Here is a 25,827-nt window from a genome sequence, read left to right on the forward strand (position 1 = left end):
GTATGGATGCCTATCTGGGTGAAGGGGTAGTACTCCAGCTCGATAGCAATGATTGTGCCGAGTTCTTTAACGACCTGAGGACTTCGCGGCGGGAAATCGTTCCCGTAATTGGGGCTGGACTCGGAGTGGAGCCCGGTGCTCCTTCAGCTGCAACTTTGGCTCGGCACCTACACAATGTTGGCGATCTCCGGACTCCCGCAGCAGATAACCTCTTTGCAGTGGCTCAACAGGCAGCCGAGAAGCACGGCGAGGCATGGCTGCAGAAGACGGTTGCTGAATACATCGCATCCCGTGAAGTGAAACCCAGTCCCGTCCTCCAGGCTTTGGCTAAGGTGCAGACGGGTCTGGTCCTAACCACAAACTATGATCTTGCGATCGAACACAGCGCCAGAGCAGTCGGCAAGGAAGTCGTTTCCCTTACCTTGGATGATCTTCCCTATGCTTTGCAGAATGATCCTGAAAAACTGCGAGTGCTGCACCTTCACGGCGTAGTTACAAAACCTGAAACCATAGTGCTTTCTGAAAAAACTTACCGTGCAGCTCTTGCGGATGAGCGGATGCAGATGGTCACTCGGGCGCTCGGAAGCGAATTCCGGTTACTTTTTCTCGGGCATAGTCTCAGCAAAGTTGAGGAGCACCTGCGTAGGGATTTTGCTTGGGCCGCGCGTGTCAGGTCAACGTCCGGAATCGGTCGAAAACACTTGCTGCTCAGCCACGTCAGCGGCGACCAAAAAGATGTACCGCTAGATCAGGCGGAACTGTTTCGAGCAGCCGGTGTTCAGGCAGTAGTAGTACAGGATACGGATCTGAGGCGCCGGTCTGTTGATATCGCGGCAAGTATCCTGGCTGGATCTTCCCGAGAGATACGGAGTTTTCCTGCTGCTACCGTTCGGGAAGCGCGGGATCCAAACTATATGCCGCTGCCAGTAGCGGAGGTCCCGAAGGACGTAGAGAGTTTTAGCGGCGTAGATGAGGGCCGGTACCTCTGGAAAATTTATTCATCGGGCCATACCCTTGCGCCGGAATTGGACGCGACTGTACCGCGTCTGCTCATAGTGGCCGGTGGTGGCCATGGCAAAACGCAGGAACTCCATCAGATTGGGTTTCGAAGTGGTAATGCACTCTACAAAAGGCTGCGGAGCTTCTCATTGTTTCGAAATGAACGCGATCCTGGAGTTCATTTTGTACGTGAAATGGACGATGCCGAGTCGTATCAGCCAGTGGAAAAGCTCGACATTTCCGGCCTTGAAGCCAAGAGCTATGTTTTCTTGTTGGACGGGCTGGACGAAGTGCCTGCCGCCGAACGACCGGCTCTAGTCTCTTTGCTGGAGGCAGTCTCGCGTGAATATCCCCAACACCGGTACGTTGTTACCACGAGGTTAATGGCTTCGATGCCGAGCCGCATTGAGGGTTTTTCGACTTACCTACTAAAACCAGACAACGAGTGGTTGGAACGCTACGCTGAATCAAGATCAGTTCGGCGCGATGAGTTGCACAACTTTCTCAGCCTCGCCCCTGGTATGAGTGAGCTCGCAAGCATTCCCATCTATGCATCGGCGATAGTTGACAGGGTTCATAACCCAAACGACGCAAAGATCGGCCCACTATCCCTGATCCTTTCAACGACGGCACGAGACGTTGATGCCCGAATAATGCTCAGACAAAACTCCCTGAACCTTTGGCTAAACCGAATTGCGCTCTTCTTGGAGGCCCAGAATGAAGTCTCGATCCCACTAGGAAAGTTGACCGAATCACGACTTCACGATGGAATTCCTAGTCTATATCCTAGCCTGGAATTTCTTAACGAACTTGCGGAACGGGCGTTGCTGCTGCTCAAACCTGATTCGGTGAGCTTTGTGGCAAACATCATTCAGGAAGCCCGCTCTGCCGAGGCGCTGCGCTGCATGGACGATGGTGGGCTGGAGTTCCTGTCAAAGTATGTCGTGATGTCCGATAACAAAGGCGCAGGAGCGATCCGTGACTCTTGGACGCATACGCTTTGGTTGCTCTTTCCGATGGCTAGCCCTGCCGTTAGGAGGCTAATTGCGGAGGCCGATCCATTACTAGCCGCGCGTGCCGCTGTGATCTCCACCGATCGTGAGGAGTGGGACCGTGCGATGTGGACGATCTGGAAGGCATATTCGGAACGCCAAATTTGGCTCGACCGAAACCACGGCGCACGCTACCAAGATGATGAAGGCGCCCTGGAGAAACTGGCCGAGTTTGGGCTATCCGAGGACTTTAAGTCAGAGCTGCTTTCCTCCCTTGAGTCTGACAGTAGGATTCAAAGGGGTAATGCACTCGTAGTCCTAAGTGCCGCGTCCGTCTCCGACTTGCCACAACTTCTCGCCCGTTTCATTCACGATGAGGACCCAGTGGTCAGGCGTCGCGCGGCACTGGCGGCATTTAGTGCCAACCTCGAGGCCATGTCAGCGCCTTTAGCTAAGCAAGCCTATATAGACAGTGACGATATGGCTCAGGAAACTCTGATCGGATGTGCCATAGATCTGGCCTCTACGGATGAGGAAGCTGTGGCCCATGCTGTCGGCGCGCCAGACCCTCTTCGCCGAAAGGCTTTGGGGCAGTTGTTTTCGCGCATTGGTAGGTCGAGATCGCTGGAGCTAGTAGAGGCTGATACGCCAAATCTGCGTCCATTATTGAAGTCTATAGTTGATAGTTCTTCGAGTGGTTCTGAGAATATTTGGACTGTCAGCCAATCAGCGTGCTTAGCTAGAATTTTCGCTTCCATGCGTCATGAATCATCGTTAGACAGCAAGATTACCGCCATTCTAAGACAGCGCCCGCTTGCAACGATATGGGAATGGTTGAAGTTCCCGATTACGCCCCGAATCGACTTTGAGTTCTTTTGGCTTCTGGAACAACTAACGACTTTGCAAGTCGAGCAACTGTCACAGAACTTGGAAAGCAACGCTGGAGACGGCCTCGACCCCGACTCGAGACGCCATGTGCTGGATCTGTCTGCTCAGCTTCTTCAAGGGCGGAAAGAGGGACCGAAAGAAACTAGACGTCACCAACCCGAGCAGCACGAGGTCCCGACTGTCCAAGAACTAATTCTTGGTGGTTATAAAGAGCGCGTGCTGAGACTTAGCGCCTCTACTGATGTCGATTTAACTCCCGCGCAGAAATCTACCGTCAAGGGATGGGTCGAGGCGGAATTCCTGCGCCTTAGTGGAACGCAAGCTTTCGCACCAGCGCCTTCACAGGGCAGATTTGACTTGAAGTGGTCCCTGCTTGCGCAATGGGCTGCTTTGTTGGATGTTGCATTGCTCCCTAAAGACTGGCCATCAGTCACCCGCTTCGAACTCGAACGAGGCGAAAGTGCAGGCATAGCTTGGATTACTGGACAGGCTACGCCTGAGTCTTGGCACGCACTTGAAGAGCAGATAGAGGATTGGCCAAATCTGAGCGTGGCGATGCTTGCGCAAGTGGCGCAGGGGATAAGTCGATCTCTAGCCCAAAAGGTATTCCAAGCTATCTCCGCTTCAGAAGAATCGGAAGACTGGAAAGATGGCTTGCTTCAGAAGTTGGCAGACGAGTGCGAGCCTTCCGTCCTCGACAGCCTCCTCAATGATGAGGAGAACGCGGCCTGGGTTCTCCCCACCCGGGTGAAGCTGGGTAGTTGCCAGGCGGAGACGCGGCTTCTTAGGACTCACACCTTTTCTACGGATGCCTTTCTCGCGGCGGTGGGTGCCAGGCGATGGCAACCGTGGATTGAGAACCTTCGCTGCACCACGTCGGCGCCCACCCTCTTCGCAGCGATCCGAACGGCCCTAATTGATGGAACGGAATTCCATGATATGGAAACAGCCATGAGGGCCCTCGATAGGTGCGCTGGATCAGAAGCCGAGAAGTATTACGATCTACTTATCTCCGATCACGAGATTCCGGGTGCCGCGTTTCTGTATTACCAAAAACGGATAGCACTCGATGCGCTCACCGAAAATAAGGCCAGAGAAGTTGCATCCGATACTCATGATCTAGCAACGCGCATCGTGACCTTCGTCCAGGCAGGCTGCCTCCCGTGACACAGGACTAGGTTGAAGCTAACCCCAACAGCATCGAACCGCACCGCTGAACTGTCACATAGAGACAGATCTACAGCCAGTTATCAGGTTTGCGAGCATCATGTCGTTCCCCGGCACCCTCACCATGAAGTCGTGAGCCCAATCAGCTCATTCCATTGGAAGACGACTGGATGGAGCACCAGATGGTACTGGCAGCGGTGGATCCTGGGATCACACCAAACGCGAACTTTCCTTTTCTTGAGTCACTCAAGCAGATCGGCGGCGGCATCCTCGTCGGCGCCTTCATCGTCATTGCGATCGTGGCGATCATCGGGGCCGCGATGCTGTTGGCCGGCAAGCTGAGCCAATCGTCGCGCTTGGCCTCAGGTGGAGGAGTAATCCTCCTGTGGACCGGCCCGGTCGCCGCAATCCTGGGCGGGATCAACGGCTACATTCTCTGGTCCCAGACAGCCTTTCCGTTGGGCTTTTAGCCGCTTGCGATCATGCCTATCGATTGTGACCTCAACGGTTGGTGGCCGCCGGGTTGTGGGCTGGTTTCCCAAGCAAACGACGGCGTCCAAGGTTCAATCACTTCAATCTTCGCCAACGTCCTTCAGAACATCGCGTCGTGGATGTGGGGGTTCATTACCGGGGCCTTCAGCGTTTCCGAAGTCGATGAATCACAATGGGCGGCGATCGGCGGACTAACCAACTGGTGGGTCATCGTGATGATGACTCCGCTGGTGGTTGTGATGATCCTTCAACTCCTCTCCGGACTGATCAGTCAGCAGCCTCGCTGACTGATTAGAGCGCTGGTCGGGGGAGCAGCCGCGGTGCCTTTGGTTGCCGCGGCGGTCTACCTTGTCCAGCAGCTCACCCGAGTGACTGACTCTGCTTCGACCGCTCTCCTGGAGTCGATCGGCACAGATCCGTATGTCGTGTTCCGTCGGGCACCCGTGCCGAATCCCCTGCCGATCAAGCCAACCAAGCACACCGCCGGCATCGATGGAATCGAGCTGGGCGGGATCCCCCACCAAGAGGATCTTGGCTCCGGAGACCTTGGCCTGCCCGACCAAGGCTGCCAGCTGAAATGTTGAGACCATGGAGGCCTCATCGACAATTACGAGCTGATTGGGTTGAAACCGCCATTGGGCTTGCTCGGCGGCCAGCCGAGCAACCTCTTGTTGAAGTCGTCTAACGATAGGGCCGTGGGGAACGGAAGCCCCACGGAGTCGATCGTCCGCCTGGAAGAATCGTGCTGCCCGTTCGGCCGCACCAGACCCAACGGATTCATGCAGCCACTTAGCGACGTTCTCAGTAACCATCCGTAGCTCCGAACCGAGAACTTCGGCGCTCGCAGCAGCCGGCGCCAGACCAACAACGCTGCCCACCCCGTACGCCACCTCCCACGCAGCTTTCACGGCGCCAAGGGTCGTCGTCTTTCCGGTCCCGGCCGGTCCAACGATGGCGTCGAGCCTGCTGCAGCTCAGCAGGACATCCGACGCTGCCGTCAGTTGGTCATCGTGCAGAGGTGACCCTTCGTCGTTTCTGTATGAGGTGACCGCCCCGAAGGCGAGGTCGACCGGAACGGCCGGGCCGCCGTCGTCGTTCTTCGCCGCAAGGATTTGGTCCTAAAACGCGAGTGTCGACTCGTCCGTGTAGAGGCGCGACCCGTGGAAATCGAAGACGCTTCGCCCGGCGAATCGCAGATCATCGGCCGCATCCGCAGGGACGGTGTACCGATACTGGTTGAGTGGCACGGATTGACGCTCTGCCGCGGTGGCCACGGCATCGATCAGCGCGTTGCGGTCGGCGGGGGAGGCGCAACGGATCTCAGCGCACACACGCTCACCCTCGGCGATCAGGTTCCAGCGATTCCAGGTTGAGCGCTTTGCCGCCACACGTTGCCGGGTGACAAGCCCGACGGCGTCAATCCAGTCGGGTGCGAAGTCGCCAACGTGGAACGAATGTGAGCGGGAGCGCCTAATGGTGGACGCTACGACGGATTCCGGGTCGAAGGCTTGGGCCTTTGCTCTGTCGCGCCACTGTGCGGAAAGCAGCCGCAGAGGTAACGAAGAAGCGTTCTTAGGCGTTCGAGTTGAAAGGGTGGCTTGCTGGCGCAATCTCACGGTGGTAGTTGCCGTCGGGCGAGTTCCATGACCAGCGGTCCACTGTTTCACCAGGCGATCGGTCTCGATGTCGATAAGCCTTGAACGGTTTGAAAATTCACGGATAAGGGCTTCGGCGACGCCAGTGAGTTGCTGGCTTGGGTTATGAGTGTTCTGCGCCGGGGCACGGATGTCAGTGTCTGTGCCGAGGCTGGTGTGCAGCGCATCGAAGAGCAGCCCGTTGTAATGTTCGCTGGCGGCCACGACGGCTTTGTATAAGGAACGGGAGTCCACGGTGACCCACGCGCCGTCCGTGACGCGCTGGACTCGGTTCGCGATGACAAGATGCGTATGGAGCTGAGGATCGCCGGCGCGTGATTCCCAATGATCGAAGGCTGCCGCGATGACCCCTAGGGTGCCGACGTGAGCAACGCCGTTCCGCCCGGATCTAGTGGTGATGACGTGCTCTTCCATCCAGGCAAGCGTTGCTTCGACGGCGTCGTGATGGGTCTGCAGGATTTGTTCTTGCAGAAGGCGGGGGCTTAGTGCCCACAGCGTGGAGACGGACTTCGGGACACTGAACGTGAGGTCGAAGCCGGCGACGGCGTGCTTCGTCGCTTCCTTGTTGCTGGCCTCTTGGTTGATCTGCGGCTGCTCATGGGGCCTCCCCAGTTGTTCATTACTGTCGGGGTGGGCCGCGTCCTGGAAGATGGCGCGCGCATCGGATTCAGTGACTTTGTCTCCGGATGTGCGGGCAACGCCGCTGAGCCCACTGCCCATCCAACGACCCTGAGGCGTTCCCGCCGCGACGTAGTAGCTGATTGTGTCTTGGGGAGTAGGGGAGAAGTCGTCCAGCATCGTGGATTTGAAGAGGTACTTGAGTCCTGATCGGACTGAGAGCCTGGCGATGGACATGGTCATGGCCGTGCTCCCGTGCGAGGCCTGGTGGGCAGCCAGCCTCGCCGACGGAGAATGTCGAGCGTCGCTGGGTCGAGGGCGATGCCCTTGACGCGCGAAATCTGGAGCAAAACTGCCGCTACTCTGGCGAGGTCCTGGACGTTTGTCCGCTGGGCACGTTTTAGGCGGAGGACTTCGTTGTGGAGAAGACCGTTTCTGGTTTCCAGTTCTTCGTAGAGGGCCCGGAGCCGCTCTAGGTCGGAGGATTGCGATCGTAGTTCGGTCAGTAGCCGGTCCGTATCGCCCTCGCCACCGCCGTGAGGTTGTTGTCCGGAGCTCTGCTTGTTCACACCAGTTCATGTAGCGTGCACGCACGCGCCTCATGATTTCCGAACCACCACGCCTTGGATGCCAGAGGTGTGAACGAAGTGGTGACGGAGCCACTGCCCCCGGCGGCTCCGTCACCACTTGTTTGATGGCAATGTATACGGGTGGCTCTCGGTAGCACGGCCTGCGGACAGGAATGCAAGTCAAGAAATCGGCAACAGATGCATTCCGTTTTGGCGGCACAGTTGGCTGAGGTCAGGTACGGGCCAAATGGGCCACAGGCTGCGGCTCATTTGGGTGTCGGACATTACTTCCAAGGTCTCGATGGTGAACTGCTTTCTATGCCGATCGTCCAGACGCGCTCTGGATGATCGGGCAACAAAGAGAGCCGTTCGTAATAGGCGCCGTGGCCGGGATCCAGTCTGGACGGTTAGCCCATCAGATGGTGGCGCAAGGGTTCGAGGGTCGGCGTCAGAGGACGTTCGCGGCGAATGAGCTCCTGAGCCGATTGCGCAACAAGTTGTTGCGCAATCGCTTACATGCCAACAGCTTCGATAGGGCGGAAGCGTGCCAGCCAGTTGAAACCATAAGCGAACTAGAGCAAACGCCGATAAGCACCCATAAGTCTTGTACGTCCTATGACCTGGCGTTTGCTTAGAATCAAGCCATGGCAGAAAACAACGAAGTGCCCCGCCTACCCGGCATACGAGCGATCAGCGCATTCTTTCAAAACTTCGGTGGGGAAGACGTCGTAGTACGTCCGGCAACTCGAGAAGGCAACTCATTCAAAATTGAAGTCTTACTCAGCGAAGGCAAAGCCGTCTTTCCTCCTGCCGCGCCGGTTCACGAGGGAGACACTGTAGAGCGTGCAGATCCGCGTGGTGGCGTGATTGAGTATACGATCTCTCGCTATGAGTTCAGTAAAGACCCATTTGAGCACGGCAACGATCACTGGAACGCAACCTTGACGGAGAAGGGTCACGTTCACCGTTCGTTCGCACAACCAAACATCGTCGTGCATGGTGGAACCAACCAGATATCAGTTGGTAACGCCAACCAGCTGCAACAGTCAAACGTCACCGCGGACGCGCAACGCCTGGTTGCTGCTCTCGAAGAGATTGCCAGGGCTGCGCCGCGGGACGACTTCACTGCTGACCACGCCGAGGCACTCGACGATGCAATCTCAGACGTCAAGAAAACGGTCTCAACTACTGAAAAACCAAACGCCCTAAAACGATCTCTCTATGGGCTCAGGGGCGTAGTGGATGAGATAGGGACGTCGGCTGGAGCGGGGACAAAGGATGCAGTCAAGGCGTGGGTTGCAGCGGCGACGACAACGATCATCACGCACTTGACGGGCCTATGACCCTAACGTACTCCGCTACCACCGAAGAGTCGTAGAAAATACCCACCAGCATCGTGAAGAGCACATTCCCAACACGAAGAGCAGGCACCCGGGACAGATGCCTCAAGCGGACTGGCGGGCCTAGGGTCGAGCACGGCAACTGCATCCATCTGTCGAGGATCGCCAAGTTCCGAGACTGGCGACCCAACGACAACTCGGGCGCAGCTTTGTAGCCGTTCTTCATCTTGGTCTCGTTGACCTTCAGCCAACGCACCACGCCCGGTCGCTACAGTCCCAGCAAAGGATCCTTTACCGCGTTGTCTTTGAACCTCTGTCGATTCGCCCGAAAGGCTCCACAATGACCTACTGGCAGACCATGCCGTCCACGTACAGCGACCGCCTCGAGGAGTTGGCGCAGACGCTATCGGCTTGCCGCGAGGCCTTCCACGAGACCGCCGCCGAGTTTCACTGGGAACCGGCAGCAGGATCTGGCGCTGCTCAAGCGGCCATAATCCTGCCATCGCCTGATCCGGTAATCGACAAGCCGATTGGCGAAACCGGCCACCGCCTCATCACAGAGGCGATCCAGATTTTTCTCTTCAACGTCGCGGCGCATTTGGGTAGTTGGGCTGCTCTTCTGAGGGCTGCAGAGGTGGTTGGCACTCCGCCATTGCTTCTGCGCGCCGTAATCGAGAATTGCGCACACGCGGTGTGGGTGACGGGCGACGACCCCACGGAGGCTCCGGAAGACCGTCTTGCTCGCGCCTACCTAGAGGAGTTGAAGAGCGCCGAGGAAGCCAAGAAGAACGCCGGCCGTCTTCGCGGCAAGAGCGACCCCACTCATACGCGCACGGCGGACGCCTACAAGAAGGTCAAGGCGGACATTGCCGCCCGCTTCCCCGACTCGACTCCCGAGGAGTTGGGCAAGTACAGGCTTCACGGTCAACAGCTGCCGGGCCTTGAAGACTCCGTCAAGTGGATGTACGACCTCACCGCCAGCTTCGGTGGCACTATCGATGCGACTGTGGCCTCGGGCTTATATGGGCTGCTCTCGAACCTCACCCACCCGACCCTCTACACGGTGAGAGAGATGCGTGTCTGGACCAAGGACGAGAAGACAGGCCGAGGCGTTGCGAACGTTCGCGTCACTGTCGAGTCGGTTGAGAAGGACGTTCGTGCAGCGCTGGCGGCCTTCTACAACGCTATGACCTACGTGACCAGCTACTACGGTTGGACCGAGACGGCACTGAGGACTCTTGAGAGCAAGATCGAAGCGGTGATCCCAGACTTCTTCAATGCCGCCCTGGAAGTCGAGTGACAAGGTCTCGCAATCGCGAGGTCCGCTTAGCGTGATTCCTGGCGAGCAGGAAGGCGTGAGGACATGTACATGTCCTTGCGTTGGCCGCCAATCTCTAGCCAGCTCCTCATCGTCCCTTCACGTATGAACCCGCTGCGCTCGGCTGCGAGCCAGGAGCCCTCATTCCAAGGCTCGACGTAGAGTTTCAGTCGATGAATCCCGGGTTGCGTAAGACCCCAGGCGGCGAGGGCACCTAAAGCAGAGGAGCTGCTCCCTTCCCCTGATGAATTGGCGCGACCCAATAGCCAATGCTCGCCCGGCCTTGGCTGAGGTTCTTTAGCCACAGCCCGATTTGGCCAACCGCCTGATCAGAGGAGGAATCAGCAATAGCGAAGGAGACCCGGTGCCATCAACTAAGCGTTGGTGCTGTCTTTCGATGGAGGCCAGAGCTGCCTGGCGTGAACCGCTGGCGGGAACTGTCGTGATGGTGGGAATTAGTGGATCGCTCGAGGCTTCCTGGACCACAGGAACATCGGCTGCCGTAAATGGGCGGAGCCTGTAAGGGGGCGCAACGAGTACAGGCTGCTCCAGAGGATTCATTCTCAGACTCTACGCTGAGCCCCCGCGCAGCGGGGGAGATACCGAAACTGCCACCATCCCACTCCCAAGGAAGTGGGATAGCGACCAGGGACGACCATCCACATCGATCGACCGGGGTTTCTTATGCGAAAGTAAATGCACCACCTACCTGGGGGAGACTGATCATGCCGGCCGTGCCCGATGACCTGCAAAGAAAATTCCAGAACTGGGACGCGAAGGGGCGTCCACCACAGGAGGCCTTCGAGTGGGAGAAGCGGAACTGGCAAAGATACCTCGGCGGCAAGAGAATCTTGGAATCACTTCCAAATCCCATTGACCGCGCTGGCGTTCTGGCGGCATTCAAGCAAGTCGCTGACCCTGACTCGGCTCTCGACGCCTACGTCGCCAGCTACCTCTGGGGTTATGCCCAGGCCAACTTTGGCCCTTACCGGGCAGAACGCGTCATTCGCTTGAATACCGACCTGGAAAACGGTCAGAACTTCGCCGCCGACCTACACGAGCTCGCCGAGAAGGCCATGACTAGTGGCGGGAATGCAGCTTTCGAGAACGTCGTGAAAAGACGGCAGGCCAACAGGAAGTTCTTCGACCAGTGGGGACCCGCCTTCGCGACAAAGTACATCAGCTTCGCTACTAAGGCCTCCTTCCGCGTCGCCACCACCCCGATTCTGGACAGCATCGTCGCGAAATGGTTCAGTGAAAACTGCAAGGAGATCGGGCCTCTGTGGCTCAACTGGAACAGTGCCGTTAGTTATCGCCGGTACACGGCGTGTATGGCCCAATGGGCAGCCGAGCTCGGCATTGAAGCCGAGCAGATAGAACAACTGATCTTCAGAAGGGACTGAGTGACAATGGGCTTTCACGTTTCTACTGGTGCCCATTCTGGCTGCGGCCGTCACATATCGAGCCGGACGTCGTCATCGCCGGCCTTCGAGCCTAGGCCAACACCGTTCCAGCAAGTGAGCTCGACTGAGGACCATAGGGCTGAATGGTAGATCGCTTGGTTGGGCATCAGGAGAGATTGCTGGACGGACGTGGGGGCCTGACGCTTGCCAATTTGTGGCCTGCTGGCCACATTGTTGCTGCCGTTGTCGGTCTAAACCCCGCGCCTAAGAGTGTCGAGGCGGGCCACTATTATCAGGGCCCGGCAGGGCAACGTCAGTTGGTGCGGTTGGCTGACGTCGGCCTGTTCGATCCGGCTGACGCGCCATTTCTGGATGACGCTGCATTGCAGCGTGGAATAGCTTTCACGGACATTGTGAAGGTTCCGACCCTGGGGGAGAAGCAGGTCAAAGCCGAGCGGATTCGTGAGGGGCTGCCTTTGCTTGAGGCCTCGTTGGCGGCTCGAGATGTTCTCTTGGTCATTGGGGTGTTCCGACATCCGGTCCATGCACTACTCGGCTTGAGAAAATCGAAGCCGGGCTTGCAGGAGAAAACGACGAGTTGGGGTGCACGCGTGTTTCGGATGCCTGGGCCGTACGCAAAGGCTGATGAAGCAAGAAGGGTCTTGACCGAATTGGGAAACGTGTTAAGGGAGGGTACGAAGTAGTCGACCGCTCCTTCGCTAACCATATGCGTCCGTCCACAGGTTACGGCGGGCATTTTCCTAAGGCCCTTAGGGCGCCCGGAAGCGACTGAGGACCGGGCCTAGACCGAAGCCGCCTTGCGTGTCAGATACACGTCCTAGTATCTGAATCATGACCTTTACGTACACCTCCACCGATCTGGCAGATATCGCTGAGAGCATTCCGGCCCGCGCCCACGACGCCGGCATTTTTTTCGTGCCTGGCGTAAAGGCTGAGGGTGAGAGCCACATAGCCCTCAGTGGCAGCGACCTCAATGTCGATGAAGCCGTCCGGGTGGCAGCCAAGGTCGGGGCGGTGTTCATCAGTTCTAGTGCTTCCACCTTCGAAGTGCAGAACTACCTAGACGAGCTTGCCGATGACCAGGAAAATTTGTCCGTTCGGGCCAAGAAGCTGATTGAAGCCGCTCGGCAGTACAACGGACAGCACCAAAGTGTGACGGTAGTCTGGGCCGCCCAGGGGCTGCTTTATGAGTGGCACGCTGGTGCTGATTGGCTGGTTCCCTTCCTCGATGAGCTACACGAAGCGGTTGAAGAGTCAGGGGAAGAATCCAATGAAGCTCAGCGGGAACGCCTGACCGAGTACTACACGAACATCCAAACGGCGGCGGCAGTTCTGGCTGAATCCCGCAAATACCGCGGCGAACAAGTGGGTAAGCGTCGGCACCTGATGGCAACTATCATCGCCGAAGCTGGAATGGACGAGATCGACGACATCACTTTGTCCCACCGCGTCATGCCCGAAGCTAACAGGATCATAAATGCCAAGGTTTACGAGTTTGAGCAGGACTTCCGAGCTCGCAAGGAGGAGATAACCGACGAACTTAGGAACTTCCCCGCATGGCAGGTGGTCTACTCCAAAGCTGAGCGAAAGGCTGCGGCCATGAAATTCCTGACCAAGAAAGCCGACGGCTATCGGCTAAGCACGGATTTGGCCGTCGAGATCAGCGAGGCTGCAGCGAACCCTGTGTACGTATCGCGCTACTGATTGCGTGCGGCCTGCAGCTGCACGCCGGCCGTAAAAGAGGCCGGCCAAAAAGGATGGCTCCGTACCGCCTGGCACACATGACGGCTGAGGAAATGTCCTACTGCCGCCGAATTAGTGTGCTGAGAGCACTCGAATGGAAGATCTTGGCCCGAGCGCTCCCCCTTCTGATACTTCAGCTGGACGGTATCGGTCGAAAGAAAGAACTTCCCGCCGGGGAGGAAACGGCAGGGCTTTCTGACGCCTGCTTAGCCTTATCCGCAACGTTCACTTCATGAGCCGACAAAACCCGATTCAAGGTTGTCGTGATCTCTTCCTTGTCGAAGGCTACGTAGGAATATTGAATATCCACCACCACCGCTGAACTCGCCTGGTAGGAAACCCCCGGGCTAGACAGAAGGTCCTTATCTGCCTCCAGAGTTCCATCTTCGACTTCAACTCTGTAAACAACGCCACCTCCAGCTGGCGACGAGGCGGAGGCAGGGTCTGTCCACATCCCGGCGTAAGCTCTGGCTAGCTTTACGTCCGTGGTCATGTAGACCTTGTCGAGTTGTTGAGCTATCTTTCCGAAACCTAGCTCCAAACTAGCGGCCAATGCCTGGGACTTCACCCTGGTCTCGGTTGGAGGCAGGACTCTGTCTCCGACTTTGAGGCCAGGGGCGCCGCCGTGGAAAAGATACAAAGTCGTCATGGAGTTCCCTAACCCAGTTGGAGAAAAGTTTAGATCCACCTTCGCACAGGCCAATCAAGACTGGCGCAGGAAGGGCCGCAGAATGCGCGTCACGCCTCGCATCGAGTAGAGAGGGTGTTCCATCGGAAGTTTCCCGGTCCCAAGGAAGTGGGACTGGCCTCAGGGTCTGGCAGTGTGGGGTTCGTGGGTTTTCCTTTTGCGGGGGCAGGATGGTGGCATGTTTGAGGGTTTCGAGGAACGCCACATCGACGTCGGGTCGTGCAGTCTGTTTGTCCGTTATGGTGGCGAAGGTCCACCGGTTCTGTTGCTTCACGGGCATCCGCGCACGTCCGCTACATGGCATCGGGTCGCTCCTCAACTGTTGAACGCGGGATTCAGTGTCGTTTGCCCCGACCTCCCGGGTTACGGGCAGTCGAGCAAGCCGGCCCCGACAGTGGACCATGCAGCCCATTCAAAGCGCGCGACCGCCCGGCACATGGTCGCACTTATGGTGGAACTGGGTCACGAGCAATTTAGGCTCGTGGGACATGACCGGGGCAGCTACACTGCGCTGCGACTGGTCTTGGATTATCCCGGAACGGTCTCCAAGGTCGCCCTGCTCGATTGCATCCCCATCAGCGAGCATCTAGCCAGGGCCGATGCGAGGTTCGCTACAAAGTGGTGGCATTGGTTCTTCTACGCCCAACCAGATATCCCGGAACGGGTGATCATGGCAGATCCGGACAGCTGGTATGGCGGGAGCGCGGCGGCAATGGGGCAGGAAAACTACGATGAGTGGCGCAGGGCGATCCATAACCCGGACACGGTGCGGGCCATGCTTGAAGATTACCGGGCGGGCGTGACCATCGACCGGCAGCATGAGGAAGCCGACAGGCAGGCGGGAAGGGCAGTTACCGTGCCCCTGTTGCTGCTCTGGTCGCTCCGGGACGACCTTGTAGATCTCTACGGCGATCCGCTCAGGGTCTGGGAGCGGTGGGCGACCGATGTTCGCGGCCACGGCATCGAGTCAGGGCACCACATGGCCGAGGAAGCCCCGGACGAGTTATCCTCCGCCCTGCTGGGATTCCTCTAACTGCACCATTCCGTTCTGCAACTGAAAAGAAAGCTGGAACGAAATGGCACGTCCTTTGACTACGGGGGAGAACCTCACCGCGCAACGAACTCGGAGATGCGTCCGTACCCTTCCGATTCGACGTACATGCTCTCTTTTACTCCGACGATGCCCTCGCCACCGAGGCAATGCTGCACCGGACGTTCGCTGAGCAGCGCGTCAACAAGGTCAACCTCCGCCGCGAATTCTTCCGTGTCACCCCGCACCAGGTCCTGGAAGTACTGAAGGAACACCACGTCGAACTCGTCGAATTCACCGAACAACCCACCGCCGATGAATTCCGCCTCAGCACACCGGAGGCAGAGGCCCTGCCCGTATAACGCCCAACTACCAAGACCTGGGAACGCATCCGCAGGGCCGGCGTACGTCGCGGTTCGTTCGGTACGTGTCATAGGCGCCGTTATCGTCGCCGAGGCTGTGATGGGACTTGCGGTGCCTGCTGTTCATAAACTTCAAGGACCGCCTCGTAGGCAACATCAGTGCGCTCGTAGACTGTGACGGGTGGATGAATGTCCCGTACCAGCGCACGCCCAGCCTCAATCGAAGCAGTCACCGGCGCCGACGCGATTAGGTGCCAGCGCTTTGCGCTCGGAAATCGGGATTCAGCCATCGCTAGCGCGGCCCGCCAACGGTCCGCGAAGTTGGCTAAGGACTGCTCATGCGAGAGCAGATTTGGTCCGGGTGAATGTTCGATTGGCCGTACTTCGATGACCGGAGCACCATCGACGGCGGACGGAAAGGCCGAGTGAGTCACCTCGCTCGTTAGTGCGCAAACTAGCACTACATCCTCGGCGGAGGCGTCATCCTCGGGAGCAACGATCTCGAAGTCGACGGGGTTGCCCTGGTCATTCCATGACCAACCGACGAACTGATCTCGATGTTTCTGAAAAAGCCTTGTAGGTGTCTTGTCGTCAAGATGCCATCCTAGATAGACCAGCAGAGGCACGGACGCGATGGCGAAGACGGAGATGTGGTCGACATCGCCGCTTTCGACTGCTTGGCGGACCTGAGCGATTGTGTCGTCAATCGACTGCTGTGCCGCCTCCCAGAAGCCACGGCCACCAGGCGAGCCGTTTATTCGACAGGCGAAGTCACCGCTGCGCTGTGTTTCAACGAGCCCGAGGTAGTTAACCGCCAAGAGTGTCTCGGCGACTTCCCTCCGAGATGCCATTGCGAGCGAGCCGCGAATCAAGCAGCCAATACGGAGGGCAGCGGTACGTGTGAGGCCACCGTTCTCTGTGACCATCTCCACGCGTCGCTCGAAGGACTCCTTGATCTCGCGCAGTTTCTCAGGCGGGAAGAAGTCGATGTGGTCGGGGTTATCGATGATCTTGTGGCAATCATGGCATAAGAGCAGCAGGTTTTCTTCAGCCTCGGTGTCATCGACGCCGTCATTTTGCTTGCTCCGGGGTGATCCGTCTCCATCGGTTGCCCCTATGTTGTGCGCCAGCTCCGCCAATAATACTGAATGCAGGTACGTTCGCTGGTCACCGAGCAGGCGCCGGTTACAGATAGTGCACCGGCCTGCAGTGCGTGCCCACAGCGCGTTTCGGACTGCATCCTTAATGCGCCCGCGATTGACAGCGGTGTCGCGGACGTCAGAGGAGCTCATCTGTCTCACCTTCAGGCCTATCCTGATTTGAAGCCTCAGATCGGTCTTCTGCCTCGTCCGTTGACAAGTGTGTCATCACACTCGGCGCATCCGTGCGGGCCGCCGCTAGAAACGTTCGCAGCGGTCCTGCCTCACCATGCGGCAGCGAGATCAGGTGCGTTCCAGAGACGGGTTCGCTCGAACCGAGATGAGAGCCGAGGAGGCTGGTCAGGCTCGCAGCAAGTCCACTCAAATCGGCAGCAGAGCCGTGGAACGTGGGTGCGGAGCAGCCTCTAGTTGGGACGATTTCTTCGGCGCCAGTCTCGGCTCCCCACAACTCATGAAATGGCTCCAATGCACCTTTGGCCTTCACTGCTTTTCCAGCCTGCTGGTCAATCGTCAAGCAACCCGAGGTCTCTGGTGGCATAGAGACAGTGAGGATACCGAGTGTCCCAGTTCTCACGTCGCATGCCATCTGTGCCAAGACTGGGCGCTCGGCGGTTGCCGCGGCCGCGTCGAGCATTCGGCTAATGGCGACGCTGACGGTCGCATCGACAATGACGTCGGCAGCTATGAAGTCTGAAGCTTCGGGTATGTGCGCTTTTCTAGGAATGACTTCTACTGCGTCGCTGATTGCGCTTAGGCGTGCAGCCAGAGCTCCTACCTTTGACTCGCCTACGTCCATTTCAACGAAATTCTGCCGGACCAAAAGGCCTCCCGTGATCCGGCCCGGATCGCACAGCACGACCTTCGCGGCCCCCGCTCGGACGACAAACTCCGCGACCCAGGAGCCCAAACCCCCGCAGCCCCAGACTTGGACCGTCTTCCCCGCGAAAGAGGAGACTGGACGGGTCGAGTCTCGGCGGATCGTTACCTCAGGACGTTCATCGGAGACTGGGAGCCATTCGACCTCAACACTGTGGTCAACTTTGGCTGGGTCGACCATGTTAACCACGGAGGTCCTCTTTCTGTTGTCGCGGGCCAAAGCCCGGATTTGGTCTGCGCCTGCTGCCGGGATGCTCGCGGCCAGTAGGTGCGGTGGGCCCCCGGTGGGGTGAGGGACCGAGATGATGAGTCGCTGGGGCGTGCCGACCGGCTTGCGAATTGCGCTCGCTGCGAGAGTAGCTAGCAGCGGGGTTGCAAGGCCAGTCATGATGCGTTCGGTGGTGAATGCATCACCTGGTGACCGTTGTCCAACATAAGGATCCTCGACGACACTCAGCAGGGAGAGTAGGGTGCTGCCGGCGCCCAGAGGCAGAGCGGCATTAAGGCGGAAGATTGGTACGTGCTGGGCGAAGTCACTAACAGTATCGTCTTGGGCGTGATCTCGATCGAGCGCCAGGTCAAACCGCTTTGTTGCCCGGTCGATGAGCCAGCCGTTCATTGCGAGTCGGTTCGCGGGAAGGGAGTCTCGCACGACGACTGTGGGCGCGCCGTCCGTTTCGTGTAGCACCCCACCGACTGCGTGGTACAGGGCAGTCTGAGCATTGAACCGTCCAGCAGCAGCGTCCCGGAGCCACTCCGTTAGCCTGTCGACTAGCCCACCAAACCCATCAGCAGGGTCCCATTCTCGAGACGGGTCGAGGTACAAGCACAGCCGCGTGCCCTGAAGCACGTGAGCGTGGTTGAGGAACCGGAGGTGATCAACTTCGACCCGCGGAGGGGCGACATCGGACGGTCCCACGATGACTCGAAAGTCCTCGTAGTCGTGGAGGAGAAGCCCGCCCTCCAAGTGCTCAAAACCAAGCGTGCGGACGCGCAGTCGCAGGCGCATCTCGCTGCTGCTGTGCCGAGGCTTGCCGATTAACCTGACCTCCCCAGGGAACGCCACAGCGAACGCAGTCAAGTCCGTGAGAACCCTAGCCTGCCACTCACTAGTGCGCCTTGTGCTCACCCGGCGCGACCCGCATGCTTTACAGTCGAAACTGACGCGGCTGCAGCGAGGCTGGAGACAGCGCTAAACTTGCCCGTCCCAGCTGACGCTGAGGACTTCGAACCTGCTGGTGCCTTGAAGCCATCACCGAACAGCGCCTGCCACTTCTTCACGCTCTCGTCGAAGTCACCCTCCTCATAGGCATCCTTGATTTCAGCGGCATGTACATTGATCCGCCTCCGGAAGTGCGAATAGGTCTCCTGACTCCAGCGATGGTCGAACGATGTGCCGGAGCCGGACGGGTCCATGATGACTGGTTTGACGGCATTGGCCTGGAGGTAGACGTCGAGGTCCGAGACGATGTGCAGCAATGCAGTCGGGAGGTCGCTGTAGTAGCCGCTGTCGAATACCTTGCGCCACTCTTCGACTCGTTCGCCCAGAAGCGTTGTCAGCAGGATCGATTTGGTGCCCGTCCATGAGTTCTTGTGGTCTCGGAGATGCTTCATGATTCGGATGACCTCGCGAAGGCGCTTGTTCGCTATGTCATCCTTATTTTTCATCCAGTCCGTGAAGCCGGCTGAGTCGGTGCGTTCCCACGTGTTGTCATCGCGGTTAATGATCCATTGCGAACCGTCTGCACGAAGTACGAAAGGGACGACATCGACGTGCATGGCATTTTCGGCGTAGTTGACATAGACGCAACGGCACTTACGACCGTGCGGCATGTTCTTGTATGGCGAGGTGTTGTGGAGGACGTTGTAGATGGCGTCGCCGTACTTCTTCAGATTATCGGCCCAGTCCGGTTCTTCAACCATCTGAACCATGAAGTCGGCATCGAACGCATTCCCGTTGACGGGCTTGATGATTGTGCGCTGAGGCCAGGACCCCTGCGGCACCTTCTTCTTGATCAGTGGCTTAAGGTCCGGGTCGGCCTTCAGGCAGTTGTAGATCGCGTCAACTCTCGTGCTGAGCAGGTCGACTTTCGACTCGGGCAGGTTTACGGTTTGGTCAAGAAAATTCTTGAAGTAATCGGTATGCTTCACGGTGCCCCTCCAGGCGTCGTTGGGATGCCGGGCTCTGCGGCGTGTTCGCTCGGCGCAGATATGGGCGTGTAAGTGCTTGCGACGTGATCGCCGAAGCGTTCGCTGAACAGCGGGCTCAATGACCGGCTCTCACCAGCTGCTAAGCCCGCTAGTGCTTTGGGGTTGGCTCGATCGAGTGCGAAGACTCTCCCAGACACCGATGCGTCAAAGCGGACGAAGTCGTCCTTGCCAATTAGGTGCATAGCGGTGCCTTGCACACCCCGGCTCGACGCGGTGATCATCAGGTTGGCTGCCGGTTTAGCCCAGTTGAGCCAGCCTCCGTTGTCAATTCGCTCGGCGTGGTTTGGCCGCTGGTCCACCGCGCCGACACTGAGTACCCGGATGGCGTCCAATGGCACGTTGAGCATGCTTACGGCTTCGCTGATCGCCACAACCGAGGGATTATTGGCCCAGACGCCGCCGTCAATGAGACGTTGCCCTTGGACATGCGCGGCGTTAAAGAAAGTGGGGGCAGCACTTGTCGCCATCGCGACGTCGACCATTTGAAGGCGACCGTCGCGGCGCAGCCGTGGATGGTGCGGCGTCTTGAAGATGTGCACAGCGCCCTGCTGGACATCCCACGAAGGGATGACTAACCGCTTGGTGCTGTCACTGAGCTGCCGGTGCCCGAGCAATTTTGCAAGTTCCATCCGCAGTACGTCGGAATCGTAGGTGGGCGCAGTCAGCCGGCGCGCAAGCCGCCAAAGGCGACGTTGTGCCGAGGGGAAGACCGCCTCGACCAGATCCTCGTAGTGCTCAGCAATATCCTTTGGGCGCATGCCTGCACCAAGCCCGAGGGCGATTATGCCACCAGCCGATGTGCCGGCTATCAAATCGAACGAGTCATTGATGCAGATGCCGAGGTCCTCTTCGAGGTGAGCAAGCACTAGGACGGTGAAGAGCGCCTTCGCTCCGCCACCGTCGAGTGCGAGAATCTGGAATCGACAAGGCGATTCGTCAGTGAATTCACTTCTTGATGTTAGATGCGCCGGCAAATTTGGCATGCGCGACTGCCCGGGTGGCTTTTTCCCTCCCGGCGTTGCTGGATTTCCAGAAACTACATCCATGTAACTATGCTACGCCCTACCGCGAGATGCCTCCGAGGCGTAGAACAGGTGTGCTCGCTTCCGGGGGGCTGATCGCCAACGACCTCCTGACTAGGCAAGTGTCTGCGCGTGAACAACGCGCCGGCCCGTTTGGACAGTGTTCGACCCGAGCCCCTCGCCGGCAGGTAGAAGGGTGATCTTCAGCCTCGTGTTGAGCCGCACCTCCGGCACGCCATACCCCCTCAACGGCAAGGTTTTGCTTTAACGGAGCGGGTCATCCTCAGGCTGCCAAATCCAAGAAGGGATCTCAGCGTCCACAATTAAATATTGCTTATGGAGAGTGCAGTGTGAGGGAGACTCAGGCGTTCGGATGATCGTTCCGAAACGAAATCGGCGTCTGGGTGGGAGCGCGAGACCAAGCCTTGCTCTCAGGCTGGAATCTCATCACTAGGCGGATGCGCCGTTCAACCCTGAGGAGGGTGCGGGTTAAAGCCTCCGAAGGTTTCCATCAAGGAGCGCGGTGCTTCACACGTCAAGTATCGACCTGATCGTTAGTAACCTAATTAAGAACACTGTTGACCTGCGCGCGGATGCTGAACCCTGGGGGAACCATGAGCACACCATTTACAATTCACTCCATTAACGCCTACACGCACGGGTTACTCGGATCGATGGTTGGCATGTTTGGTCTGGAGCCAAGCCAAATGCGTAAGCTGGTACTTGATATGCATGGTCAGGTGACGGAGCGCCTGCGCGACGAGGGCATTGAATACTCCGATCTTCGGAACGCACTAACGCCTACGACCAAGAAAAACGAAATTGCCTTCATTTTCGATTCAACTCGAGTTGAAAACTGGAATTACGGTCTGGAGCTTGCCAAGAGTTGGATTCCGGCGCTGAGCGATCTTGGACCGGAGAAGACTGCGATAAGCGTAGGTGATCTCATCGGACTGCCAGCGGAGCTGGCATGGGCGGCGTTGCATCGATACCTCGTCGGTCCAGAGGACTTCCAGCTCCATTCGCCCGAACTCTATTTCGTCACGTACATGACGAATATCACAGCGGGACAGCTGAAGAAGATGGACTGCGACCTACGGGGCAGGACGAAAGCATACCTTGGCTACGTCGACTGTACGGTCTGGAACCCGCTGAAATTGGCGATGCTTCTTCCGCAAGTTGGACTTCGCGTCGGACGTAAGATCATCACTACGGCCGACGAGGATGGCAACGCCAACCTACCGGGCTACCCCTTTATGTCCAGTGGGTTTGAAATCGTAGGTGTTGAGGACGATCATTACTCGATTCTGCTCGATCACCGCTTGGATAATGGCGTACCCACTTGGGCGCAAGAAGACAGCCGAATAGCTCTTAGTGTGCTGGGAGGCGACTTCTCCCCACTCTCTGAGGGTGATGTCTTCGCGAAAGAAATGCGAATCACCTATCTCCAAGAGAATCACGGGGCATCCCTTCAACGAGCAGGCCTCCTCGGGTCCGATAATAATGTTCTCGTTGAAGCCATCAAGGAAAAGATTGCCTCCGGGTTGGTTTACAACCTCCGGTTTATTGAGGGCAGCGTCGGATCAGAACGAGTGCCTGAGTTGGATGCAACTATGTTTACCGTCCAAGTTGAGTTCCCCGACGAAGAAGCGGAGGTGAAGCGCTACCAAGTGGGCTTGAAATACCGCGCCGAAGACCACTCGAGCGAGATCACTACCTTCTTCTGAGACGAAGGTGTTTCTGTCGATTTGCTCTGCACTCGGTAGCTGCAGTGTGGGTGTCTAGTAGGGTGTCCGGTCCGAGTTCATCGGTGAGGGGTGGAGGCCAGGCCGAGTTGTTTCTGGATGCCCCATACGCCCCGGCCCTCCTCGAAGAATCCGAGGTACCCCGCAACCTGCGGGCCCCACGCCGAGACCACGTAGAACGCCCTGATCAACAGTAGGGACGGAAAAAGTCCTTCGATACTTTTCGCTTGGGTGCTTGGACTCCTTTCCCACTGCAGTCGCGCTCTCAAACCCGGGGGACGCAAAGATCGAGAGGACAACGGCGAGTAAGAGAGCTTACCTGGTCTGGACATTGGCAACGTTGAAAACATGGAAGTTCACTCGTCCGGGGGCTTGGCGGGAACATCCCAGCGACCGCGAGCCCCACCGACGGCCATTTCGAAGATCGTCATGACTACGGGGAGTTTGATGGGAATCACTGTGCGGGTACGCGAAGGCGATGGAGATCACCAGGTGAGCGGCATCGTACGCCCACAAAAGAATCCGGATGCCGTACTTGTGCCGAAGCTCGCCCCGGGCTGATCACGGAACACTGACTCTGTTCGTTTCCAGCTGCCTGGCTCAAGGACGTCTGATGCTTTCTTCAGCGTCGCGCGGCTCTTTTGCATCCCAACCGTTGTCCACTTGAAACGATTTCCATTCGGAAGTTGGCGCCGAGCGTGCAGTTTAGTGGCGGCTGCCTTGGGAAGAACGAACGCTCGAGCCACAGTTAGAATCGGGAGCGTGAAAAAACCCCATGTTCAAGCTGTAATAGTCCCACCAACTGCGGTCAGCGGGTCGTTCTATAAGCCCTTCGAAAAGATTGAAGGCTTCGACGAGTATTGGTGGCACGATGTCATTTTGGCAGACCAGCGGAGCCAAACGCATTTCGTGTCAATGCACGTGGCCGGGGAAGAGGTCATCCGTGCGGAGCTCACGCTGCGCAAGAACCCGCCAGGCACTTACCCAGGCTGGACAGGGCCCGGCCCGTTCGCCGCCATCGAGTTCTTCGAGGTTGCAGAGCGCCACCGCGGTAAAGGACTTGGAACACAGGCTGTTTTCAGCGTTGGGACGTTGTTCCCTGGCTTTCGCCTGCATGCGTTGTCGGAAGAGGCGGACGGCTTTTGGGCGTCACTTGGTTGGGCACGGTACTCGCACTTTGAGGAACCCAGAAACCGGCCGTTGTACCTGAGCCCAACCTTCACTGAGAATTCTTAGGCACTAGTACGTTGCGGGCCGTGGCGCACGGACGGCGCTTCTACCTGTTTGTCGGATCAAGGCGAGGTCCCGGTTTGTCTCGAAGCTGCTGTCAATCCCAAGTCATGAGGCGGAGAATGCAATCGTCGAAGTGACGACGAAGTCATCGTAGTGATGTCGCATGTCAAACCGCTCCCGTTCACCATTAGCCCATGCCGCATCGAACGTCGGTGTAATCGCCTCGTCATACCCGTGTATCTGTCACCGGCTGTTCGACTAAGCCGCTCGAATGGTCGGAGATCTCTGACGGCGCGAGCCTGCAACCCAGATCTCCCTAGGAAGCTGGAGCGCTGTGAGCTGTTGGGAAATGCAAAACAAACTTCTGTCGGATGTAGTTATCGGTCCGCCGTGGCGGGTTGTGAAGTACTCGGAAGCTATACGTAGTCATGTCGCTGCATTTGCGATCAGCCATGGATATCTGAAAGGAGGAAGTCTGATGAAGGCGCTTTTCCTCCCATGTGTCCGCTTTAGCGGCACTCTCCGAGTACCTGCCGTTCACCCCGTTGTGCCCTATATTTCTCCGGCCGGGATCTCGTTCGAGATGACTCCGTTTGGGCACAAAGAAAGTGTGGACAATGTCCACACTTTCCGTCTCGAACTGGCCCGTACAGGTATCGGACTGGCCCGGATTGCTTGTGTTTCCGCCACTTCCCAGTGTTTTTAAGGCCCGGAATCCCGTTCGAGTCCCACCTCGGGCACAGCATACCCCCTCGTCAGAGGGGGTTTTTGCTTTAATGTGTGCACAAATGTGGACATGAGACTCTGATGTGTGGTGCCGGCTCGTGCCTGGCCGCCGGTTGGCCTGTTCAGTTATGGGGGAGCGGGTTCAAGGTCTTGGCTGGGCGGCCCTCCGCTTGCTCTTTACCGAGGTTCGTACTTCCATTCCGGTTGCATGGCGGCCAGGGTTAGCCGCTCACTACTCCATACGCCCGGGTAGTCCTGAGAACATGACTTTGAGCGACTCCTTCCGGAGTCTTTCCAGAGTTGTTGCTGTGTCCTCGAGGGAAGACGTGCGCCTGCCGGAACTTAGACCGAACAATGGATATGTGGAGACCAACCCTCGCTCATTCCGAAGCATTGGCCATGATTTACCACTCCCGGCGGTCCCGATTGGTGGGGGAACGAGATGCCGATAGATACCGGCGACCTCCTGAACAGCTACCCGGCCATCCCGCCGCAGCTGACCCTCCTGCTAGAAATCCGCCGCAAGAATCGTACGGGACAGGACGACGGCCCGGTCGGTGAGTTCAGCAAGCTCGGCATTGTCGCATTCCGGTGATGCCCACCGGGTGGCTCCTTCGAGGAGCGTCACGACGACTTTGACCCGTTCTTCAGCCTGTGGAAAGCCCATGTCAACGGCGGCGGCGACGTACATGTTTTGGTGGAGGTTCACCCAATCGTCTACCTGGGAACGCAGCTCGCTGGGGAGAATGTTGGCCATCCTGTCGGTCGCAACCAGAAGGTCCCAGAGGTTGCTTTCGGGGAGTCTCACCTGGCGGGTGAAGTGCAGCCGGACCATGCAATCCCAAAATTCGGATGCCGATTGCGCGTGGTCCACGGCCTCCAGTAGTGCTTGGCCGAAGCGGTGGAAATGCCAGCGCAGCGATTCGGCGACGATCTCGTCCCGTCCGCCCGGGAAATGCGAGTAGAGGCTGGGTGGCTTGATGTTGACGGCATTGGCGATGGTGCGCATCGATACGGAGTTGAATCCGCTGGCAATGGCCAACTCCAGAAAGGCTTCAAGGATGTGCCGCCTTGATGCTCCTTGGCCAGCCCAATCCCATTCCTCCAGACGGTGCGCGAACGTGTCGCGGGCGGACTTGTAGGACGTGCTGCTCATGATGTGACCCTAACAGTCGGGTGGACGCTGCCTCATTTATCGTGACGCGAAGGGCGTTCGAAGTTCAGTCCAACTCTACAGAAACTCTTGGCTAACGACCATTAGTTAGGTACTCTGAAAGTGGCGCAAAGCAGCACCCGCTGGCTCCGCCGTCTGAACGCCTTAGCGGAAGGAACGAGTCATGGATATCGAGGATTCGAGCCGGGGGGCCAAAGGAAGCACCATCATTTTGGGCAGCGGCCTCTCTGGCATGGTGGCCGCTTATATCAGCGCCCGGGCGCTGGAAGACGACGCCACCCACGACCCAAACTGGCGCGCGCAACAGGCTTTCCGTCCTAAAGGCCGAGGCTGGAGAAGCAAGTGGCTGGCTTCGCGCCGTGGCGGCACCGCCGTCGTCTCCTGACAACCTCCAC

General features: G+C 58.0%; 22 protein-coding genes and 1 pseudogene. 13 read left to right on the forward strand and 10 right to left on the reverse strand.

Features of this window, described 5'->3' with window-relative positions:
* Positions 1-2 precede the first annotated feature (2 nt).
* From A477_RS0102275 to A477_RS23235, 3 genes are all read left to right on the forward strand, one after another.
* Positions 3-4,046 carry an SIR2 family protein gene (locus A477_RS0102275; RefSeq protein ID WP_017197423.1) on the forward strand — a complete coding sequence of 1,348 codons (4,044 nt, stop codon included), beginning with the start codon at positions 3-5 and terminating at the stop codon, positions 4,044-4,046.
* A gap of 170 nt (positions 4,047-4,216) precedes the next feature.
* A complete protein-coding gene (locus A477_RS0102280) occupies positions 4,217-4,516 on the forward strand; it encodes a hypothetical protein (protein ID WP_050684098.1) in 300 nt (99 codons plus the stop codon).
* Between the two features lie 12 nt (positions 4,517-4,528).
* Positions 4,529-4,825 carry a hypothetical protein gene (locus tag A477_RS23235; protein ID WP_017197425.1) on the forward strand — a complete coding sequence of 99 codons (297 nt, stop codon included), beginning with the start codon at positions 4,529-4,531 and terminating at the stop codon, positions 4,823-4,825.
* On the opposite strand, the gene A477_RS22860 is transcribed toward A477_RS23235, so the two are convergent.
* From A477_RS22860 to A477_RS0102300, 3 genes are read right to left on the reverse strand one after another with little or no spacing between them, the layout of a single operon-like run.
* Positions 4,730-5,650 (reverse strand): AAA family ATPase, encoded by a 921-nt coding sequence (locus tag A477_RS22860; RefSeq protein WP_083847995.1) that lies wholly within the window; start codon positions 5,648-5,650, stop codon positions 4,730-4,732. The two genes, A477_RS23235 and A477_RS22860, sit on opposite strands and share 96 nt — an antisense overlap.
* Positions 5,651-5,656: 6 nt before the next feature.
* On the reverse strand, positions 5,657-7,054 hold the full coding sequence (gene mobF, locus A477_RS0102295; RefSeq protein ID WP_017197427.1) for a MobF family relaxase: 1,398 nt from the start codon (positions 7,052-7,054) through the stop codon (positions 5,657-5,659).
* Positions 7,051-7,380, reverse strand: a complete 330-nt coding sequence (locus A477_RS0102300) for a hypothetical protein (RefSeq protein ID WP_017197428.1) — start codon at positions 7,378-7,380, stop codon at positions 7,051-7,053. The genes mobF and A477_RS0102300 overlap by 4 nt, the downstream gene beginning before the upstream one ends.
* A 644-nt stretch (positions 7,381-8,024) precedes the next feature.
* Here A477_RS0102300 and A477_RS0102310 point away from each other — a divergent pair.
* Together A477_RS0102310 and A477_RS0102320 are read left to right on the forward strand one after the other, a co-directional pair.
* On the forward strand, positions 8,025-8,723 hold the full coding sequence (locus A477_RS0102310; RefSeq protein WP_017197430.1) for a hypothetical protein: 699 nt from the start codon (positions 8,025-8,027) through the stop codon (positions 8,721-8,723).
* Positions 8,724-9,060: 337 nt separating this feature from the next.
* Entirely contained in the window at positions 9,061-10,020 is a 960-nt protein-coding gene (locus tag A477_RS0102320) for a hypothetical protein (RefSeq protein WP_017197432.1), read from the forward strand.
* A 232-nt stretch (positions 10,021-10,252) separates the two neighbouring features.
* Here the strand turns inward: A477_RS0102320 and A477_RS23630 are convergent, their stop codons facing one another.
* The gene (locus tag A477_RS23630) at positions 10,253-10,387 is read right to left on the reverse strand and encodes a GNAT family N-acetyltransferase (protein WP_353579758.1); all 135 of its coding nucleotides are present in this window, start codon (positions 10,385-10,387) and stop codon (positions 10,253-10,255) included.
* 376 nt (positions 10,388-10,763) lie between these two features.
* Here A477_RS23630 and A477_RS0102325 point away from each other — a divergent pair, with 376 nt between their 5' ends.
* The 3 genes from A477_RS0102325 (at position 10,764) to A477_RS0102335 (ending at position 13,166) form a co-directional block, all read left to right on the forward strand.
* Entirely contained in the window at positions 10,764-11,441 is a 678-nt protein-coding gene (locus tag A477_RS0102325; RefSeq protein WP_017197433.1) for an 8-oxoguanine DNA glycosylase OGG fold protein, read from the forward strand.
* A 143-nt stretch (positions 11,442-11,584) separates the two neighbouring features.
* Complete coding sequence (locus tag A477_RS0102330) at positions 11,585-12,145, forward strand: uracil-DNA glycosylase family protein (RefSeq protein ID WP_017197434.1); 561 nt, start codon at positions 11,585-11,587, stop codon at positions 12,143-12,145.
* Between the two features lie 148 nt (positions 12,146-12,293).
* The gene (locus tag A477_RS0102335) at positions 12,294-13,166 is read left to right on the forward strand and encodes a hypothetical protein (protein ID WP_017197435.1); all 873 of its coding nucleotides are present in this window, start codon (positions 12,294-12,296) and stop codon (positions 13,164-13,166) included.
* Positions 13,167-13,338: 172 nt separating this feature from the next.
* Here A477_RS0102335 and A477_RS22675 read toward each other — a convergent pair whose 3' ends face one another.
* Positions 13,339-13,854 carry a hypothetical protein gene (locus tag A477_RS22675; protein WP_017197436.1) on the reverse strand — a complete coding sequence of 172 codons (516 nt, stop codon included), beginning with the start codon at positions 13,852-13,854 and terminating at the stop codon, positions 13,339-13,341.
* 217 nt (positions 13,855-14,071) lie between these two features.
* Here A477_RS22675 and A477_RS0102345 point away from each other — a divergent pair, with 217 nt between their 5' ends.
* The gene (locus tag A477_RS0102345; RefSeq protein WP_026005295.1) at positions 14,072-14,926 is read left to right on the forward strand and encodes an alpha/beta fold hydrolase; all 855 of its coding nucleotides are present in this window, start codon (positions 14,072-14,074) and stop codon (positions 14,924-14,926) included.
* Positions 14,927-15,072: 146 nt separating this feature from the next.
* Positions 15,073-15,285 (forward strand): annotated as a pseudogene (locus A477_RS0102350) (GIY-YIG nuclease family protein); the annotation flags it as partial.
* Between the two features lie 80 nt (positions 15,286-15,365).
* Here A477_RS0102350 and A477_RS0102355 read toward each other — a convergent pair.
* From A477_RS0102355 to A477_RS0102370, 4 genes are read right to left on the reverse strand one after another with little or no spacing between them, the layout of a single operon-like run.
* Positions 15,366-16,577 carry an SAVED domain-containing protein gene (locus tag A477_RS0102355; protein WP_017197439.1) on the reverse strand — a complete coding sequence of 404 codons (1,212 nt, stop codon included), beginning with the start codon at positions 16,575-16,577 and terminating at the stop codon, positions 15,366-15,368.
* On the reverse strand, positions 16,564-18,402 hold the full coding sequence (locus tag A477_RS0102360) for a ThiF family adenylyltransferase (protein WP_202801616.1): 1,839 nt from the start codon (positions 18,400-18,402) through the stop codon (positions 16,564-16,566). Before A477_RS0102360 ends, A477_RS0102355 begins: the two co-directional genes overlap by 14 nt.
* 44 nt (positions 18,403-18,446) lie before the next feature.
* Positions 18,447-19,472, reverse strand: a complete 1,026-nt coding sequence (locus tag A477_RS0102365; protein WP_017197441.1) for an SMODS domain-containing nucleotidyltransferase — start codon at positions 19,470-19,472, stop codon at positions 18,447-18,449.
* Positions 19,469-20,578: a CBASS cGAMP-activated phospholipase gene (locus A477_RS0102370; RefSeq protein ID WP_157367023.1), complete on the reverse strand. Its 1,110-nt coding sequence runs from the start codon at positions 20,576-20,578 to the stop codon at positions 19,469-19,471. The genes A477_RS0102365 and A477_RS0102370 overlap by 4 nt, the downstream gene beginning before the upstream one ends.
* Before the next feature lie 590 nt (positions 20,579-21,168).
* Here A477_RS0102370 and A477_RS0102375 point away from each other — a divergent pair.
* The gene (locus A477_RS0102375; RefSeq protein ID WP_157367024.1) at positions 21,169-22,281 is read left to right on the forward strand and encodes a hypothetical protein; all 1,113 of its coding nucleotides are present in this window, start codon (positions 21,169-21,171) and stop codon (positions 22,279-22,281) included.
* Positions 22,282-23,061: 780 nt separating this feature from the next.
* Positions 23,062-23,535: a GNAT family N-acetyltransferase gene (locus tag A477_RS22680; protein WP_017197444.1), complete on the forward strand. Its 474-nt coding sequence runs from the start codon at positions 23,062-23,064 to the stop codon at positions 23,533-23,535.
* A 1,231-nt stretch (positions 23,536-24,766) separates the two neighbouring features.
* On the opposite strand, the gene A477_RS0102385 is transcribed toward A477_RS22680, so the two are convergent.
* Positions 24,767-25,414 carry a TetR/AcrR family transcriptional regulator gene (locus A477_RS0102385; protein WP_017197445.1) on the reverse strand — a complete coding sequence of 216 codons (648 nt, stop codon included), beginning with the start codon at positions 25,412-25,414 and terminating at the stop codon, positions 24,767-24,769.
* A 181-nt stretch (positions 25,415-25,595) separates the two neighbouring features.
* On the opposite strand from A477_RS0102385, the gene A477_RS0102390 reads away from it, so the two are divergent.
* Positions 25,596-25,817, forward strand: coding sequence for a hypothetical protein (locus tag A477_RS0102390; protein ID WP_014921494.1), 222 nt, complete (start codon positions 25,596-25,598; stop codon positions 25,815-25,817).
* Positions 25,818-25,827: the final 10 nt, after the last annotated feature.

Source organism: Arthrobacter sp. M2012083 (genome assembly GCF_000281065.1).
Classification (GTDB): Bacteria; Actinomycetota; Actinomycetes; order Actinomycetales; family Micrococcaceae; genus Arthrobacter.